Genomic DNA, 20165 nt, shown 5'->3' with positions numbered 1-20165 from the left:
GGGTAACTCCTTAGGTGAGTAACGATGTAAGCACTAGACTTTCGGCTACCCGTACTACGGTCCGGTAACGAATAAAAAAATCTCTTCTACTTTTAAAAGATATCGGCAAAAAAAGTATGAGATACACACATGGCCTCAGTAATTGTTAATGAAATAAACGGTACAGCGACGTTAATAAGAAACGAAACCGGCGAAACTGTCTCGCTTCAACAAGGCGACACTATTTTAGAAGGCGACAGACTTGAAATTCCTTCATCATCAACCGTTGTTGTATCGATAGACGGCGAACTTCGCGTTTTACCTGCAGGGCAAAATGTTGTTTTTCCACTTCAAGCTGATTTTACTGAAGACAATTCAGACGATGAGTTCAGTGTATTCGATCAAAGTTTAGATGACGTTGCCGCACTGCTTGGTGTTGATAATAATGATGGTAATCAGCAGGCGACCAGTGATGGCGATGATATTTTAGATTTATTGTCAGGCGACGGTGACATTCTTGAGTCGTTAGAAGCAACCGCTGCAGGTCTCAATGGCGGCGGTGGTGCCGATGGCGGTAGTACGTTTGTGCGTGTCGACAGAATTAGTGAGCAAACCACACCATCCTCTTTTGGAGAGGAAGGCAATGCGAGTAACACTAACGACACGTCAAACAATGGCCTATCAGGTGATGGCGACCAGTCGGCTGATATACTGTTAACGCTTGATGATATTCCAGCGTCTAACGATACAACCCCTCTACTTACGGGTGAAACATCGGCAATTCCAGGCAGTACTGTTACGCTTACCATTACTGACGCAGAGGGTAATGTACAAACCGTTACCGCTACGGTATTAGATGATGGTTCATTTAGTGCTGAAGTTACACAGCCACTTTCAGACGGACCATTTACCGTTGATGCCACTGTGGTTGGTCCATTTGGAAACACGGCGTCAGACAGCGGCGCAGGTGTTATTGATATTACACCGCCAGTGATAGACCTAGATGATATTGGCGAAACAAACGACACTACTCCGCTATTGTCGGGTACCACAGACGCCACGCCAGGCAGTGTTGTAACACTCACTATTACTGATAGTGCTGGTAACGTACAAACAGTAACTGCTGTGGTACAAGCTGATGGTTCGTTTAGTGCAGAAGTTCCCGCCGCGCTTGCTGAGGGAGCATTTACCGTTGATGCAAGTGTTGTTGACGAGGTTGGTAACACAGGAACCGATTCAACAACAGGTCAAATTGATACAACAGCACCAAGCATTGCTTTAGACGCCGTTGCGACGACCAACGACACAACGCCACTGCTTTCGGGCACCACAGATGCAGCTCCAGGCAGTGTTGTAACGCTAACGGTAACGGACAGCGCAGGAAATACGCAAACTATTACTGCCGTTGTTCAGGCAGACGGTACGTTTAGCGCTGAAGTGCCAGCAGACCTAGCTGAAGGCGAGTTCACTGTTGATGCAAGCGTGACTGACACCGTCGGCAACACGGCTACCGATACGACAACGGGTGAGATTGACCTTACTGCCCCTACTATTTCAATTGATGCCGTTGCAGCAACCAATGATACAACGCCACTTCTTTCCGGTACAACCGATGCCACACCCGGTAGCGTGGTGACGCTAACTATTACTGACAGCGAAGGCAACACGCAAACTATTACTGCCCTTGTTCAGGCTGACGGCACGTTTAGCGCTGAAGTGCCAGCAGACTTGGCAGAAGGTGAATTTACCGTAGACGCTAGCGTTACCGATGAGGCGGGCAACACGGCAACAGATAGCACAACGGGTGAAATAGACTTAACTGCACCTTCCATTTCACTAGATGCCGTTGCAGCAACTAACGATACAACGCCACTTCTTTCCGGTACAACCGATGCCACACCGGGCAGCGTGGTGACGCTAACTATTACTGACAGTGCCGGCAACACGCAAACTATTACTGCCGTTGTTCAGGCAGACGGCACGTTTAGCGCAGAGGTGCCCGCAGACCTAGCAGAAGGCGAATTTACGGTAGATGCTAGCGTTACCGATGAAGCAGGCAATACTGCAATAGATAGCACAACAGGTGAGATAGACCTTACTGCCCCCACTATTTCACTTGATGCCGTTGCTACAACTAACGACACCACGCCACTTCTTTCTGGTACAACCGATGCCACGCCGGGCAGCGTGGTGACACTGACTATTACAGACAGCGCAGGAAATACGCAAACTATTACTGCCGTTGTTCAAGCTGACGGTTCTTTTAGCGCTGAAGTGCCCGCAGACTTAGCTGAAGGCGAATTTACTGTAGACGCTAGCGTTACCGATGAAGCGGGCAACACGGCAATAGATAGCACAACAGGTGAAATAGACCTAACTGCACCTTCAATTGCGCTAGATGCCGTTGCTACAACTAACGACACAACGCCACTTCTTTCCGGTACAACCGATGCCACACCCGGTAGCGTGGTAACGCTGACTATTACTGACAGTGCCGGCAACACGCAAACTATTACTGCCGTTGTTCAGGCAGACGGCACGTTTAGCGCAGAGGTGCCCGCAGACCTAGCTGAAGGAGAATTTACGGTAGACGCTAGCGTTACCGATGAAGCAGGTAATACTGCTACAGATAGTATAGCGTCTGTCGTTGATACCACAGCACCAACCATTACGCTGAGCGACCCAGGCTCGAACGGCGACGCAACACCTACAATTTCGGGCTTCACCGATGCAGCACCTGGAAGTGTGGTTAGTTTTACGGTTACCGACAGTGCAGGAAACACACAAACATTTACGGCACTGGTCAATGATGACGGAACGTTTAGCGTTGAAGTACCTGCGGACGTAGCGCCAGGTGCATACGATGTAACAGCTTCTGTGTCAGACGCCGCGGGTAATACAGTGACAGCCACAGCTAACGGCAACTATGACACTACAGCCCCTTCAACTACTGTAAATCAGCCTGCTCCCACCAACGATACTACGCCGAATATTTCTGGTGAAACAACAGCGCCTGCTGGAAGTACCGTTGTGATTGTAGTGACTGATAGTGAAGGGAACGAACAAACGTTTACTACAACGGTGAACGCCGATGGTTCCTTTGATGCTGATATACCAGCAGAACTTGCTGAGGGCGAATATACCGTAAACGTAACGGTCACTGACCCAAGCGGTAATTCTTCGTCAAATACGGTTACAGGGGTTATTGATACGACGCCTCCTACCTTATCGCTTGACGCCATAGGCACTACCAATGACACCACACCGCTAATTCAAGGTGAAACCGATGCTGGCGCGGGTGCCACAGTTACCATTCAATTGGTTCACAGTGATGGAACAGTAATTAATCTTACAGCCACTGTGCAAGAAGACGGAAGCTTCAGTGTTGAAGTACCGCAGGAGCTTGCAGATGGTGACTTCAGTGTCACTGCAACGGTTTCTGATCAAGCAGGCAATACAACGTCAACGTCGATTAATGCTGCTATAAATGCTGATGGTCCAAATGTTGTTGTGCAGCCACAGCCTGTTACCGATGGCGATGACGTGTTTAACGGTTCGTCAGATACGCCTAATTCAGAGGTTGTCGTTACCATTACTGATAGCGAAGGTAATAGCCAAACTATAACAGTGCCTACTGACGAAAATGGTGATTTTAGTTTTGAAATACCAGATGGTCTTGTTGACGGTGAAATTACGGTTGAAGTTACAGCAACAGATGACGATGGCGATACATCCACGACTACTACCACCGCAACCTTGGATACGACACCTCCGGTTGTAGAGTTGGACCCTTTAACAAGCGGAAATGACACAACACCAACCATTAGCGGTAGTACCGACCTAGAAGAAGGCAGTACTGTAACACTAGTGGTAACCGACAATGACGGTGTTACACAAACGCTTACCGCTACCGTAGATGCTGATGGCAACTTTAGTGTAGAAGTACCCAATGCACTTGCAGATGGTGACTATACCGTTGAAGCAACTGCAACTGACGACGCTGGAAACACAGCGACCGACAGCGCAACAGGTAATATTAATAGCGCAGCGCCAACAATTACGCTCGATGCGCAAGGGCTTGATAACGATGCAACACCGCTTATTTCTGGCACTTCTGATGTTACACCAGGTACAACAGTAACCCTTACCGTTGTTGATGCTGACGGTAACACCCAAATTTTCCAAGCCATTGTTCAAGGCGATGGAACGTTTAGCGCAGAAGTGCCAAACGCGCTGGCTGAAGGCGACTACACCGTAACAGCAACTGTAACGGATGGAAGTGGTAATTCAGCAACAGCAGTTGATACTGGTGGCTCTGTTGATACTCAGGCACCTGCAATATCGCTTGACACGTTAGGCGATAGCAACGATGCGACACCACTGATCTCGGGAACCACTGACCTACCCGCAGGGGCAACAGTAACCATTGTTGTTACCGATAGTGCTGGCAACGAACAAACCTTAACCGCTATTGTTGATGACAATGGAAACTTCAGCGTAGAGGCTACAACGCCGCTAGCGGAAGGCGCCTTTACAGTAGAAGCAACCGCTACCGATGCCGCGGGTAATAGCACAACAGCGAATGAAAATGGCGGCAACATAGATACAACATCGCCTACTATCTCGCTAACGCCTTTAGGTACTAGTAACGACGCTACACCAACCATTTCTGGTACTACCGATATGCCAGAAGGTAGTGTCGTTACTTTGTCGGTAACTGACAGTGACGGCAACATTCAAACATTTACCGCAACCGTGGATGCTAGCGGAAACTTTAGTGCAGATGTGCCAAACGACCTATCAGAGGGCGATTATACAGTTACAGCGAGCGTAACAGACAACGCAGGTAATACCGCCACCGATTCAGAGACAGGCTCGTTTGATACCAATGCTCCTACACTCACGCTTGATGCGCTAGCGGTGGGTAATGACGATACGCCAACCATCTCAGGCAACACTGATTTACCGGTTGGCACCGACATAATCATAACCATCACAGATAGCGCTGGTAACACGCAAACGATTACTACCACAGTGAATGCTGATGGCTCATTTAGTGTGGATGCACTAACACCATTAAGTGAAGGCGCTTACTCGGTTACGGCTACAGGTACTGATGCCAGCGGAAACACAGCATCGGCGTCATCAATCAGTGGTGTTATCGATACCATCCCACCCTCTATAAGTCTTGATACACTTGGCGCTAGCAACGACAATACGCCTACAGTATCAGGTAGCACCGACCTTGCAGCGGGTAACGAAGTAACGTTAACCATTACTGATAGTGCGGGCAATATTCAGGTGATAACGGCAACCGTAGATGCGGATGGCAACTTTTCAGTTGACGTTCCAACCCCACTTGCCGAAGGAAACTACACGGTTTCTGCAGAAGCCACCGATGCCGCGGGTAACACCGCATCTGCAACACAAAATGGCAGTATAGATACCACTGCGCCATCGTTAACACTAGCGCCACAAGGTGAAGGAAACGATTCAACGCCGACGATTTCTGGCACCACCGATTTACCTGCGGGTAGCACCATATCTATCACAGTAACAGACGATGCGGGTAACGTTCAGGTATTTAACGCAACCGTAGATGCAAGCGGAAACTTCTCTGCAGACGTACCGGCAGCGCTGGTTGATGGCCCGTATACAGTTGAAGTGGTTGCTACAGATAGCGATGGCAACACCACAACAGTAGCTGATGGAAACGGCGTCATTGATACTACTCCGCCAACATTAACACTTACGCCGCTTAACACCGACAACGATCCAACGCCTACAATTTCGGGCACCACCGATCTGCCAGAAGGTGCTACCGTAACGTTAACCGTGACGGACAGCGCGGGTAATGTTCAAACCTTAACAGCAACGGTTGATGCAGCTGGTAATTTCAGTGTTGAAGTACCTACTGCACTTGCTGAAGGTGATTTTGATGTTGTTGCCACGGCCACTGATTCGGTAGGCAATTCAACCACAGTAACAGAAACTGGCGGTAGCGTAGATACTACATCACCTGTTATAACGCTGGACCCTCAGGGTACTGGAAATGACAGTACACCTGTTATAAGCGGAAGCACAGATTTAGCCCCAGGAAGCACAGTATCAATAACGGTTACCGACAGTGCCGGTGCAACGCAAACCTTTAATGCTACAGTTGCCAGCGATGGCAGTTTCTCTGTGGAAGTACCAGCGGCATTGGCTGACGGAAACTACACCGTAACGGCAAATGCAACTGATGAAGCTGGCAACACTGCAAGTGATAGCGTAAGCGGTACCATCAATTCGGCCGCCCCATCACTTACAATTGATGCATTAGGTGCAGACAACGACACCACACCAACTATATCGGGCACTACCGATTTACCTGCGGGTAGTACTGTGTCTATCGCCGTGACCGATAGTGCTGGCAATACCCAAAACCTCATTGCAACCGTACAAGCAGATGGTTCATACAGTATTGAGGTTGGCACGCCACTAGCCGAGGGAGCTTATACCGCAACCGCAACCGCAACCGACGGAGCAGGCAATACGGCAACGGTGACAGAAAATGGCGGTATTGTAGATACCATACCACCTGCAATTACTGTTGATGCGCAAGCGCTTACTAACGACGCAACCCCAACGATTTCTGGCGCTACTGACCTACCTCAAGGAAGCACAGTATCTATTACCGTAGTCGACAGTGCTGGCAACGCTCAAACCTTTACCGCAGTGGTTAATGCCGATGGTTCTTACAGTGCTGACGTACCTGCAGACCTAGCTGAGGGCGCCTACTCGGTTACGGTAAGTGCTACAGACGAAGCAGGAAATACGGCTACTGCCAATGACAACGACGGCGTAGTAGATACGCTAGCTCCTGCACTTACGGTTGGTGCACAAGGGCTAACCAACGACGATACACCACTTATCTCAGGTACCACTGATTTACCACCAGGCAGCACGGTTACCATAGTGGTAACAGACAGCAACAACATTAGCCACACGTTTACAGCAACGGTTGCCAATGATGGCAGCTATCAAGCTGAAGTACCGACTGCACTTGCTGAAGGTAGTTACAACGTAACAGTAACTGCCACAGACGATGCGGGTAACACGGTTCAGGTATCAAACAATGATGGTGTAGTAGATACTATCGCGCCTGTTATATCGCTAACTCCTGTAAGTAGCGGCAATGATGACACGCCTACATTAAGCGGTACTACCGATTTACCACAAGGCAGCATTGTTACGCTGGTAGTCACCGATGCAAACGGCAACACACAAACACTTAATGCAACGGTGAATAATGATGGCACCTTCTCTGTAGAAGTACCCACTGCCCTAGCTGACGGTAATTACACCGTAACGGCTAGCGCCACTGATGCTGCAGGCAATACCACAACGGTGAGTGACAGTGGCACCATTAACACAAGTGCACCGAATATCGATATTGACCCGTTAGGTCAAACCAACGACCCTACGCCGTTAATCAGCGGTACTACTGATGCGCCAGTGGGCAGTACGGTAACGCTTACGGTGACTGACAGCGCGGGCAACGTACAAACATTTACCGCCACTGTGCAGGCAAATGGCACGTTCAGCGCAAGCGTACCTGCCGATTTAGCTGAGGGTGCTTACACTGTAGAAGCTGAAGTTGCTGATGGTAGTGGCAATGTTGGAACAGATACGGAAACAGGTGGTGTGGTTGATACTACCTCACCCGCAGTTGACGTTGCAGATCCAGGTTTAGGAAACGATGCTACGCCATTAATTACCGGTACTACCGACCAGCCAGCAGGAAGTACGGTGTCTATAACCGTCACGGACAGTGCGGGTAACGTTCAAAACTTAACTGCAACGGTGCAGTCAGACGGTAGCTTCAGCGTTGAAGTACCTGTCGATTTGGCTGAAGGAAGCTATACAGTAGAAGCTCAAGTTACCGACCTTGCTGGTAATACTGCGTCAGACACGGAAAACGGCACTATTGACGTTACGGCCCCTGTGATAAGTGTGGACGATCCAGGTACAGGTAACGATACAACGCCTACCATCACTGGCTCTACAGACCTACCTACTGGAAGTAGTGTTCAAATTACTGTGGTAGATAATGCTGGCGTTACGCAAGTATTCACGGCGATTGTGGCCGCTAATGGCACATTTAGCGCGGATGTGCCTGCTGCTATGGCTGAGGGAAGCTTTACTGTTTCAGTAAGTGCCACTGACGACGCCGGAAATACCGCAAGCGATGCTGATACAGGTGTGATAGACGTCACGGCCCCCACCATTACCGTGGATGTTGATGATGTCACCAACGATACCACTCCGGTTATTAACGGCACCACCGATGCTGCAGCTGGAACCACAGTAACCATTACGGTTACAGACAGCAATGGAGCGGTTCAGACCCTGTCAGCAATAGTACAAGCGAACGGTACTTATTCTGTAGAAGTACCTACTGCGCTTGCAGAAGGTAACTTCACCGTAAGTGCAACAGTAAGCGATAGCGCCGGAAACAGTGCAACGGCCACTGATACGGGTGAAGTAGATACTACGCCACCGGCCATTGTCATCGACCCTATTGACCTTACCAGCGATCCAACGCCAACTATCACCGGCTCTACGGATGTGAGCGTAGGTACTATCGTACTAGTAACGGTAACAAGTAGTACGGGCATTGAGCAAACCATTGCGGCCGTAGTTCAAGTTGATGGCAGTTGGAGTGTGGATGTGCCGCTACCTCTTGCAGATGGTAACTTTACCGTAAGTGCTCAGGTACTCGACGAGGCCGGTAATATTGTTAATGCGTCGATTAACGCTGAAGTAGACACGACAGCACCTATTATTAGCATTGACCAAAACGGCGTAATAAACGTTGCCACCCCAGAAATTTCAGGCTCTGTAGACCTTGAGGAAGGTACAGAGATTCTTGTAACCATTACAGATTCAAATGGTGATACGCAAATCTTAACGGCTATTGTTGATGAATTTGGCGACTTCTCTGTTGTGGTACCCGATGCACTTGCAGAAGGTCTGCTAACAATACAAGTCGATGCGACCGACCCTGCGGGTAATTCTTCAGTTGAAACCACAATCTTAGAATTAGATCTTACAGCATCAAGCATAACGCTAGATCTCACCGCTGATGTTGTAAGCGACTTGCCGGTAGTGTCAGGTGTCACCGATGCCATTGCTGGTACGCCAGTTACTATCGTTATCTCTCAAAATGGCAGTGAAGTGGTTACCATAAACACTGTGGTGCTACCTGATGGAACCTTCTCAGGCACAGTGCCTATAACGCTTAATGAAGGTACCGCTACCATTGAAGTTACTGTTGACGATGGCGTAGTCAGTACCGTTACCACAGACGTTGAAATTGATGTAACCGCGCCAATTCTTACTATTGACGCATTGGGCGCGGTGAACGATTTAACCCCGGTTATTAGTGGAACCAGTGACGAAATTGGCGCCACAGTAACCATCACGGTAGTTGGCAGCGATAGCAGCACACAAACGCTAAGTGCCACGGTACAAAGCGACGGTACCTATTCAATAGCGGTTCCAAGTGATTTACCTGAAGGTGCGGTCACCATTACCGCCGAAATTACTGACGAAGCGGGCAATACTACAAGTGTAACTGTGGTGGGTGATATCGATATCACTCCACCGTCAATTACAGTTGATATCACCGATCTAGATTCACTTCGTCCAACCATAAGCGGGCTAAGTGAAGCTGGAACTACCGTTACCATAGTACTTACCGACAGCGCAGGTAATGAAACCACGTTGACCACCACAGTGCAGGGCGATGGCACATACTCCATTACTGTACCAAGCGATTTACCGCAAGGGCTGCTTTCTGTGGATGTATCGGTGCTTGACGATGCTGGCAATCTAGCAACAGTGACAACATCGGGTATTGTTGATGTATCGCTGCCGGTCATCAATTTAGACGCATTGGTGTTAGATACACTTCGCCCAACCATAACCGGTATCAGCGAGCGTGTAGGTAGTGAAGTTACCATTACGCTAACAGACGGTAATGGCGGCAATTACACACTTACAGCTATTGTTCAAAACGACGGTACGTTCTCGGTAGACGTACCTACCGATTTGGCGCAAGGCTTACTAAACGTGCAAGCAGAAGTGCTTGATGCTGACGGCAACTTAGCAACAGTTAGCACCTCGGGTATTCTTGATCTAACTATTCCGGTGCTGAACATTAACAGCTTAACCCTTGATAGCCTAACCCCAACCATAACGGGTATGAGTGAGCGCATCGGTGAAACTGTTACTGTGGTTGTTACCGATGGTAACGGCGTTGTTCAAAACCTTACGGCGGTTGTACAAAACAATGGGTTCTTTACCGTTACCGTGCCAAGCGATTTAAGTGAAGGCCTTATAGACGTTGATGTATCAGTACTCGGTAGCGATGGCAATGTAGTCACTGTGTCCACATCGGGCGTACTTGACCTAACACTCCCTGTGCTGCAACTAGATACATTAACCTTAGATTCACTTACACCAACGATTACTGGCGTAAGTGAGCGAATCGGTGAAACCGTAACACTCGTGCTTACAGATAGCAGTGGCGCGGTACAAACCCTTACAGCGGTAGTGCAAAATAACGGTGTATTCTCAATTACTGTACCAAGCGATTTAGCCCAAGGCTTGCTTGATATAGACGCATCGGTATTAGGCAGCGACGGTAATTTGGTGACACTTAACACTAGTGGAATTGTTGACTTCAATTTACCAGTGCTTCAATTAAACGCCATTGATGGGTCTACCCTAACACCGATAATCTCTGGTATAAGCGAACGCATTGGCAGCACCGTTGAACTCACGCTTACCGAGCCTGATGGCAGCACAACAACAGTATCGGTAACGGTGCAAGATGATGGTACGTTCAGCTATCAGGTCCCCGTTGACCTTCAACAAGGTTTGCTGTCTGTCCAAGCAAGCGTACTTGATGCAGACAACAATTTAGTAACCGCTGATGTAACAGGCATCATTAACGTAAGCCTTAGCGAACTAAGCATTGATGCACTTAACTTCAACTCGGCAACGCCTACTATTACTGGTGTCAGCGAATACATAGGTGAAACCATTAGCTTGCTTATCACCGATGGCACCGGCGCTACACAAACCGTAACGGGTATTGTGGCCAACGACGGTACCTTCTCGATTCCGGTAACAGCTAACCTAGCGGATGGCTTATTAACCGTAGATGCCACCATTCTGGATTCAGGGAACAATGCCCTTGCCAATATCACAACTACGGGGTTGATTGATGTAGATCTAGATGTGCTAAGTCTGAACTCTTTAGACTTTAATTCTGCTACGCCAACCATTACCGGCGAAAGTGAATTTATTGGTGAAACTATTAGCTTATTGATTACCGATGGCACCGGCGCAACGCAAACCGTAACCGGAATTGTGGCAAACGACGGCACCTTCTCTATTCCAGTAACGGCAAACTTAGCGGATGGCTTATTAACTGTAGATGCCACCATTCTGGATTCAGGGAATAATGCCCTTGCCAATATCACAACTACGGGGTTGATTGATGTAGATCTGGATGTGTTAAGTCTGAACTCTTTAGACTTTAATTCTGCTACACCAACTATCACCGGCGAAAGCGAGTTTATTGGTGAAACCATTAGCTTGCTATTAACTGACGGCACCGGCGCAACGCAAACCGTAACCGGAATTGTGGCAAACGACGGCACCTTCTCTATTCCTGTAACAGCTAACCTAGCGGATGGCTTATTAACCGTAGATGCCACTATTTTGGATTCAGGGAATAATGCATTAGCCAATGTCACTACCACTGGTTTGATAGACGTGGATCTGGATGTTCTAAGTCTGAACTCATTAGACTTTAATTCTTCTACACCAACTATCACCGGTGAAAGTGAGTTTATTGGCGAAACCATTAGCTTGCTGATTACCGATGGCACCGGCGCAACGCAAACCGTAACGGGAATTGTGGCAAACGACGGCACCTTCTCTATTCCAGTAACGGCAAACTTAGCGGATGGCTTATTAACTGTAGATGCCACTATTTTGGATTCAGGGAATAATGCCCTTGCCAATATCACAACTACGGGGTTGATTGATGTAGATCTGGATGTGTTAAGTCTGAACTCTTTAGACTTTAATTCTGCTACACCAACTATCACCGGCGAAAGCGAGTTTATTGGTGAAACCATTAGCTTGCTTATCACCGATGGCACCGGCGCTACACAAACCGTAACGGGTATTGTGTCTAACGACGGTACCTTCTCTATTCCCGTAACGGCAAACCTTGCCGATGGCTTATTGACTGTAGACGCCACTATTTTGGATTCAGGGAACAATGCCCTTGCCAATATCACAACTACGGGATTAATTGATGTAGATCTGGATGTACTTAGCATCGATTCACTGAGTTTCGAAAATGCTATACCAACGATCACTGGTGAAAGTGAGAACGTAGGCGATCTTATTCGCATTACGGTTACCGATAGGTTGGGCAATACAGAGACTATTACGTCAACCGTAGGTAACGACGGTACGTTCAGTATTGATTTTGCGCAGGCATTTGTAGACGGGCTACTTACTGTCGATGCAGAAATTATTGATGTGAATGATGGAACAACGTCTATTGCTACATTAAACACAAATGGTGTGATGAGCGTTAATTTAACGACGCTAGAGCTAGATCCAATTGACGGCTCTTCGCTGACCCCAACGATTTCTGGCACTAGCGATCGTATTGGCGAAGTGGTTTCTTTCACACTTACTGACGCATTAGGCAACGTATATAACGAAACGGCAACCGTTCAAAATGACGGTACTTTCAGCGTGGTACCTGCTGCTCCTGTAAAAGTAGGAGATTTGGTGGTTTCAGCCAGCGTGTCTGATGGTAGCGGTGGTACTGAAACTACATCGCTAACGCAGCTAATTAACGTAGCGCCTAACATTCAAATTACAGAGTTAGATACTGGAATATTAGGTTCAGAAATATTGCGTGGCACCGTTGGGCAAGAATTTGAAGGCTTTGAACTTACGGTAACTCTGACCGTTGAATTACTTGGTGTTCAAGTGGGGCTACCGATCATTAAAACTGCATTGGTGCAATCTGATGGCAGTTTTGAAATAGCTTCTCTTGGACTAAGCTTAGGCGCTCTCGCCACTGTAACTATTGAAGTAGCGATGACCGACGCAGCCGGAAATCTTGTTACGCTTACACAAGAGTATGACTCTAATGGTGATGAGATAAACGATACCGGCAGCAGTGGTTCAATCTCGCTATTTGAAGACTCGCTGTTTGGCGATTTCACAAATGACAACACTGGAATATCGGATGCACCAGTTCAGCCTGAAGACTCCATTACCATACCGAACGATGATTTTGCTTTCAGTATAGTAGGGGCTTCTGGGCCTATTGGAGGTGGCAGTGCAGTTACTTCAAGTAGCCAAGTTGGCAATGAGGATATTGCTGGGCAATCTGGTTCATCTGCATTCAGCGTTATGGCGTTAGGCGCGTCTCTAATTTCACCGTTACCGGTTGACGATACCATTACGCTTCCAGAAGATGACACTGTGCGTTCTAATGAGAATACAGTTTCATCGTCAACAAATAGTGGTGAAACAGCCGGTTTTGGTACAGAACGTACGAACATCGACGATACTGAAAGAGCAAACAATCTTACACCTATCGCGGTAGATGCAACGGTTACACTTCCACCTATGGACACCATTACTTTGCCTGCGAATGATGAAACTATAGCCAGTGTTTCTCAAACGACATCAGTGGATGAAAGCATCGACAATGCGCTTATTGCAGAGTCTGGTAGAAGTGTTGAATTAACGCCTCTGAATGAAGGAACTGTTTCGCCTTCAATTCCAGAGTCTAGAATTACCTTACCTGGTGAGGATGCGATTGGCGGAGCTGTTGGTACGGGTGGTGTCGAAGAAAGTGACGCTGCAGGCGACGATCCAATTAGCGAGATCGCACTGCAAACAGGTCGCACAGAAATACCGCTGCCGCTATCTGACGGAGAGGTTTCACCGATTCTGCCTGATGAGACTATTCCGGTTATTGGCATGCCTGACGATACCATTACGCTTCCAGAAGATGACACTGTACGTTCGAATGAGAATACAGTTTCATCGTCAACAAGTAGTGGTGAAACAGCAGGTTTTGTTACAGAACGTACGAACATTGAGGATACTGGCAGAGTAAGCAACGTTGCACCTATCGCAGTAGATGCAACAGTTACGCTTCCACCTATGGACACCATCACTTTACCGGAAAATGATGAAACGGTAGTCACTGTTTCCGAAACGGGATTAGTAGATGAAAGCAACGACAATGCGCTTATTACAGAGACTGGTAGAAGTGTTGAGATAACTCCTCTTAATGAAGGAACTGTTTCGCCTACAACTCCAGAGTCTAGAATTACCTTACCTGGTGAGGATGCGATTGGCGGCGCTGTCGGTACAGGTGGTGTTGAAGAGAGTAACACTGCAGGCGACGAGCCAATTAGCGAGATCGTTCTGCAGCCAGGTAGTAAGGAAACACCGCAGCCGCAATCTGATGGAAACGTTACACCGATTCTACCTGATGAAACTATTCCGGTTATTGGCATGCCTGACGATACCATCACGCTTCCAGGTTCTGATGATATCGCAACTGAAGACAGTTCAACGGTAGTCACCTTTGAGCAAGTTGATCTTGAGCTTCCACCGGAGGAATTGATAATTCCAACGTTAGAAGACGACTTGGGATCGCAAGAAGACATGACGGTAGATAACAATGGATCCGAAACGAGTGTAGACGAGAGCGGCGATAGTACAATATCAAACTCTCCGACTGACTCTGAGATCTTGCAAACCGTAATAGATAAGCTGCCACCTACGGATATTTAATGCTTCGCAGGTTGAATGAAAATACTAGGCCTCTTCACTCGAAGGGGCCTTTTTATATTACCTTGATCAACTAATTTGGGCTGCTAGCTACAGGAAGTCACACCAGCGTTGGCCACTGTAAATCAAGCGCACATAAACTTAATAACATCAACGCTTTAGAATTTTGAAGACTTAAGTATAATAAATGCCGTGTCCCCATAGTTTAACTGGATAAAACAAGAGCCTCCTAAGCTTTAGATCTGCGTTCGAGTCGCGGTGGGGACGCCAAAATACTTATATTTATACATACCTTTAGCATTTTTACTCTATCCGCTGATCGCAAATATTCCTGTATTCACAGAAAAAATCACCCTTTCTTCGATCGGCAAACCGTTTTTTTGCAAAAAAACCATGTAAATCAGTGTTTTTTGAAAAATTATACGAAAGTATGAAATTATTTCGGAAACCGTTTACACACATTGTTCACCATAAAAAAAACTTTTATATCAAACATTTAAATTTATTATCGTTTTTTAATATACTGAAAAGTAAGAAAAGAATGCTTTAAGTATATGTTAACATACTTTTAAATTTGTCAAGTCAGTGGTTGAATAGATTGTGAAGTATGCTTGCAGTCTCCAAGGCGTACATTTATTAAAAATAAAATCATAAAATTAGTGAGCAGTTTGGTTACCAAACGCTCTTTTTGGGATAATTTGGGATATAACAATGAAAAAACGTTTAATCGCGCTAGCGCTATTGTCTGCAGCTTCTGGTTCATCAATTGCTGCAACAGCTACCTACACTGCATCAGTAAACGCAATTTCTGATGCAAGCATTACAAATACTACGCCTCTTCACTTCGGTGCAATGCAGCCACAAGTAGGTGCAGCATGTACTATGGCGGACGACGGTTCTGTAGGCGGTGACTGCGATGCTGCTGACGCAAACATCGCCATTGGTCTTGTAACGGTTTCTTCTCTTTCTGCAAACACACCAATGAATATCACTGTAACCGGTTCTGGTGGTGCCAATGTAGATTTTGATGCTGAATACGATATCAATAACGCAACAAGTCCTCATATCAATATCGCAGATAGTACTACTACTTCCATAACAACCAATGCTACTGCTGATGACATCACTATTGATGTATACGGTGTTATGACTGTAACCACTGCACTTACACCTGGTTCAACATACACTGCTGACTACGTGGTTGATGTTACTTTCCAGTAAATCGATTACTATGGGCGCTTGATAAAGCGCCCTTTTTCCTTTTTCGTAGTCGAGTAGTTTATGTTTCAATTCAAACCTATCCATAACACCGTTTTCATTTTCGCTCTCTTATTTTCTAGCTTTGCCTCGGCAAACGTCGCAATGTCAAAGTTCAGAGTATTCTTTGATTCGAACTCTCGCTCGGAATCTTTGCAGCTTAGAAATACAGGCGGAAGCCCAATGAAATTCACGGCAGAGCTTGACCTTAATGCGATGACCGAAGAAGGTTCAATTTACGTTGTAAGTGAAGAGCCTTATTCTGCCCTCGACTTTATCCGTTTCTCACCTAAACGCGGTGAAATTCAACCGGGTGAACGTCAGGCAATAAGATTTGCACTTCGAAAACCATCGGGTTTAGAGCACGGAGAATATAGAGCAATTGTAAGAATTAGCTCTGAGCTTGCGCCAACTGAAGGTGGTAATATTAATCTTGCTAGTAAACTAGCCTATAGCTTACCGATTATTGTTCGACACGGTGAGGTGTTTGTTGAGTCAGCGTTGGTAGAACCATCAACGGTGATGCACAACGGCACTTTAAATGTTCAAGTATGGGTTACTAGAAAGGGAAATCGCTCTTTGTTTGGTAACTTTTCGGTTGAGACACCTGATGGGAAAGTACTTGGTGTGCTGAATAACGTTGCAGTATATCGCCCTCTAGAGCGCAGACGCGTGTTAATTCCTTTGCAAGAAATTGAAAAAGGCCCAGTCATTATAAAATACACCGAAAATAAGAAATTCGGTGGAGACCTCGTTCTCGCCGTAGAGCATACACTCGAATAGTTAATATTTGCGGACAAAATTCTCTATGAGGTTGTGGTGTGCTGCATGCTGTATTCTTCTCTCTTTTTGTAGTTATGCAGAAGTATGTAACACACCTTCATCGTTTAAAAAAGTAACGTTAAGCGACGATGACTTTCTTATAAGCGTGCTTCGACTGAATGGCCAACCTATTTTAGATGGTTTTGATGTTTATGCTGTTAACGACAGACTACTAATTCCTGCATCACTTTTTATTGATGCTATGAGCTTGGACTGGGAATTAAATATTCAGTCTGGCTATTTGGCTTACAGCGATGAAAATGAGAGCCAAGTTTGTAGCTTTGAAATAAATTTCGAAAATATGCAAGACCCGTCTGCGCTTTTTTATTGGGCTACAGACGAGTTTGACCTTTATATAGATGTAGAACTTATCCCTAGCCTTCTCTCTGTAGAGTACGAATATAACCTATCTCTGCTACATCTTAATTTATTCAGTAACTCACTTGATGCGAATAAGAAAGACAACGCTATCCATATTCCTAACTTTTTCAAGCCAGATAACGCTTTTGCTGACCGCACTATAGATGATGAATATCAATGGTATACATCGCCGCTGGTTAGCTATCGCATTGCTGCAAGTAAAACGCGCTCTCAATCTGAGCGTACGAGTATTAATTTTAATTCGGCGTTTGACCTTGCTAGCCATGCAACAAATTTTAGAGTTAGCCGAGTCAACGATAAAAGTAATCATTTTTTACGTTTTTCACGCCATATTAGGGATACGAGTTTCGGCAACCCAAACACGGGCCTAACTTATGAGTTTGGTGATATTCAACTATTAGGTGATAACCTTGTTACCAATCCTTCACAATCGCTAGGCTTTGTACTTCACAACGCCAATCAGCGCGGCCAGCGTAACTTTTCGAAAACAACCATAGAAGAATTCGTACTCCCCGGATGGCGCGTTCAGCTTTTTAGGAACAGTCAGTTTATTGATGAAAAGTTCAGCGACGAACAAAACAGAGTGGTTTTCGAAGATGTGGATACCTTTTATGGAAATAACCTTTTTGAACTGAAACTCTACGGACCTGAAGGACAGCAAGAAACAAGAACGCAAACCATCAGTGTGGGTGAGGACCAAACGCAACGCGGAAGTGTAAACTTTTTTTTAGGCGCAAGTGACAACCAGTACCGACTACTCGACGGACAAATATCTGATGTTGGCTTAGGCAAATCGACTATAGCCAAATTAGGGTATGGTTTAACCGACTCAACCACTATTTCAGCTTCAACTCAAAAAATCTGGATCAACGATGAACCTTTATCATACTTCGCTGCCAGTATAGACACCCAGTTTGTTGGCTCAGCCTTAAACGCATCAATAACAAAACAAAAAGACAGAGGGATAGGTGCATTTTTTGGCTGGAGTGGACGCATAGATAGCAACCTCGCATTTAACTTTACGCACAGTCAACTAAACGACTTTGTAAGTCACAGGTTCGATGAAGCTCGAGGGCTAGAAAGTGAAACTGCACTGCGTTTCAACGGCAAAACTACTTTTGGCAATCGACTAGGTTGGAATGCCAATTTATCAAGACGTACTTTCTCTAACCGCGATGAGCAGAATATTGTCTCATTAGCCCTCAATGATACCTTTTTAGGTGGCACTGCCTCAGGAGGATTAACCTACACCGATAATCAGCAATCATCCTTACTAGGGCGCCTTTATTATTCAAAGTTAATTGAAGGCTGGCAGGTAGCGAGTTCTTGGGATTTTAAACCCTCAGAGCATTTTGACACTGAATCTTTTTATGTTGCGCTTCGATGGCCATATTTGCTAAAACAAAATAGAGAAACTCGACTTCAGTACAGAGCTAACGGGTCAAGTAAACTGGAGCTTCTGCACACGCATAACTGGAGCTTTGATTCGTTTAACCTTGGTATGGGTGCCAGTGTTGCAGAAGGCGGAGACTGGTCTTTTAACCTAACGCTCACAGGCAATATAAATTACGACCCCTATGCGAGTTCATTTAGCTATGATCGCGCAGCAACAACCTCTGCAGGTCGTGTTGATGCATTTGCATTTTTTGATAAAAACAGAAATAACGCGTTTGATGGTGATGACTACGCTATTGAAGGCGTTCAATTTGATGGACATGCGCGCTGGAAAAATAACTACACTAACGAAAATGGCCGAGCTAGGCTGCTCACTGGGCATATGACGCAGTCCTTATCAATTAAGCCCTCATCACTACCCGACCCGTTTATGGTACCGACCGATAACCTCGTTGACGTTCAGACCCACGGTGGTGGCATTAGTCGAGTTGAACTTGCAGTACAGGCCGTAAATGACGTTGAAGGTACGGTATATCTGGTTGGTTCGACAAGTAGCCGCGGTGCCCCTAACCTGTTACTTAACGTTGTGGATGAAGATTATACCGTTGTTACTCAAACAAGAACTGAAAGTGATGGCTATTTCTATATGGATAGACTTCCACCAGGTAAATACAAACTATTGGTGGATGATAAATATTTAGAGAGGAATAACCTTGTTGTACAAAATGGTGAAATTGAATTTATTGCACCAGAAGAAGGTGATGTTATCTTTCTAGATGACATTCAAGTCATGCTGCCCACAGACGACGCCAATGATAACGCTGAAGTTGTTATGACTGAACCTAGTGTTCAAACCAATGTTTCCTATGAAATCCAAGTAGGTATATTTAGACACGCCCGCTCTATTCACGAAGTATTGAAACAGCTACCCGTACCGACTAATGCTATTCAGTATTACCGAAACCACAACGTTGCTATGACTTATGTCACAGTGGGACAGTTTGATTCCTTTAACGCAGCAAACGCGTTTTTAGATACTATCAAAACACACCCCGCATTCAGCAATGCATTTGTAAGTCCTGTATCTCGTTACGTTGGGAATGAATGGCGAAAAGAGGCTGTATACACACCATTAGAAGAGCGAATAGAGCAGTCTTTATCGGCCATAGAAAACACACCAAACACCGTGTTATGCCAGCTTTCAGCTTACTATTCGAAATCGTCTATTAACCCTGAAATACTTTTCAGGCACCAAGCGCTGATGCTATTACCAAATAAAAAGAATAATGCTGAGTTTTATCGACTTATTGCACCGATGAATGCCGACAATGACTGTACAGATGATTACTTTGATAGTGAGTATCGAAAGCAACCATTCAAAGTTAACAAAGATGCTGTGTTACCCAGATAATATTGCTGTATGTGATTCTGGT

At 46.1% G+C, this 20165-nt stretch carries 4 protein-coding genes and 1 tRNA gene; all 5 read left to right on the top strand.

What is annotated here, in order from left to right:
• Positions 1-129: 129 nt before the first annotated feature.
• The 5 genes from V7R35_RS01000 to V7R35_RS00980 all read left to right on the top strand — a co-directional run bounded on the left by V7R35_RS01000 (position 130) and on the right by V7R35_RS00980 (position 20143).
• Positions 130-14880, top strand: a complete 14751-nt coding sequence (locus V7R35_RS01000) for an Ig-like domain-containing protein (protein WP_334012716.1) — start codon at positions 130-132, stop codon at positions 14878-14880.
• A gap of 191 nt (positions 14881-15071) precedes the next feature.
• Positions 15072-15147, top strand: a tRNA-Arg gene (locus V7R35_RS00995).
• 441 nt (positions 15148-15588) lie between these two features.
• Positions 15589-16098, top strand: coding sequence for a hypothetical protein (locus V7R35_RS00990; RefSeq protein WP_334012715.1), 510 nt, complete (start codon positions 15589-15591; stop codon positions 16096-16098).
• A gap of 141 nt (positions 16099-16239) precedes the next feature.
• Positions 16240-16917 (top strand): hypothetical protein, encoded by a 678-nt coding sequence (locus V7R35_RS00985; protein WP_334012714.1) that lies wholly within the window; start codon positions 16240-16242, stop codon positions 16915-16917.
• 25 nt (positions 16918-16942) lie between these two features.
• Complete coding sequence (locus V7R35_RS00980) at positions 16943-20143, top strand: carboxypeptidase-like regulatory domain-containing protein (protein WP_334012713.1); 3201 nt, start codon at positions 16943-16945, stop codon at positions 20141-20143.
• The last annotated feature ends 22 nt before the right edge of the window (positions 20144-20165 follow it).

This window comes from Alteromonas sp. S167, assembly GCF_036864375.1.
Lineage (GTDB): Bacteria > Pseudomonadota > Gammaproteobacteria > Enterobacterales > Alteromonadaceae > Alteromonas.
The sequence above is the reverse complement of the archived record's forward strand: the minus strand, read 5'-3'. Positions and strand labels throughout refer to the sequence as shown.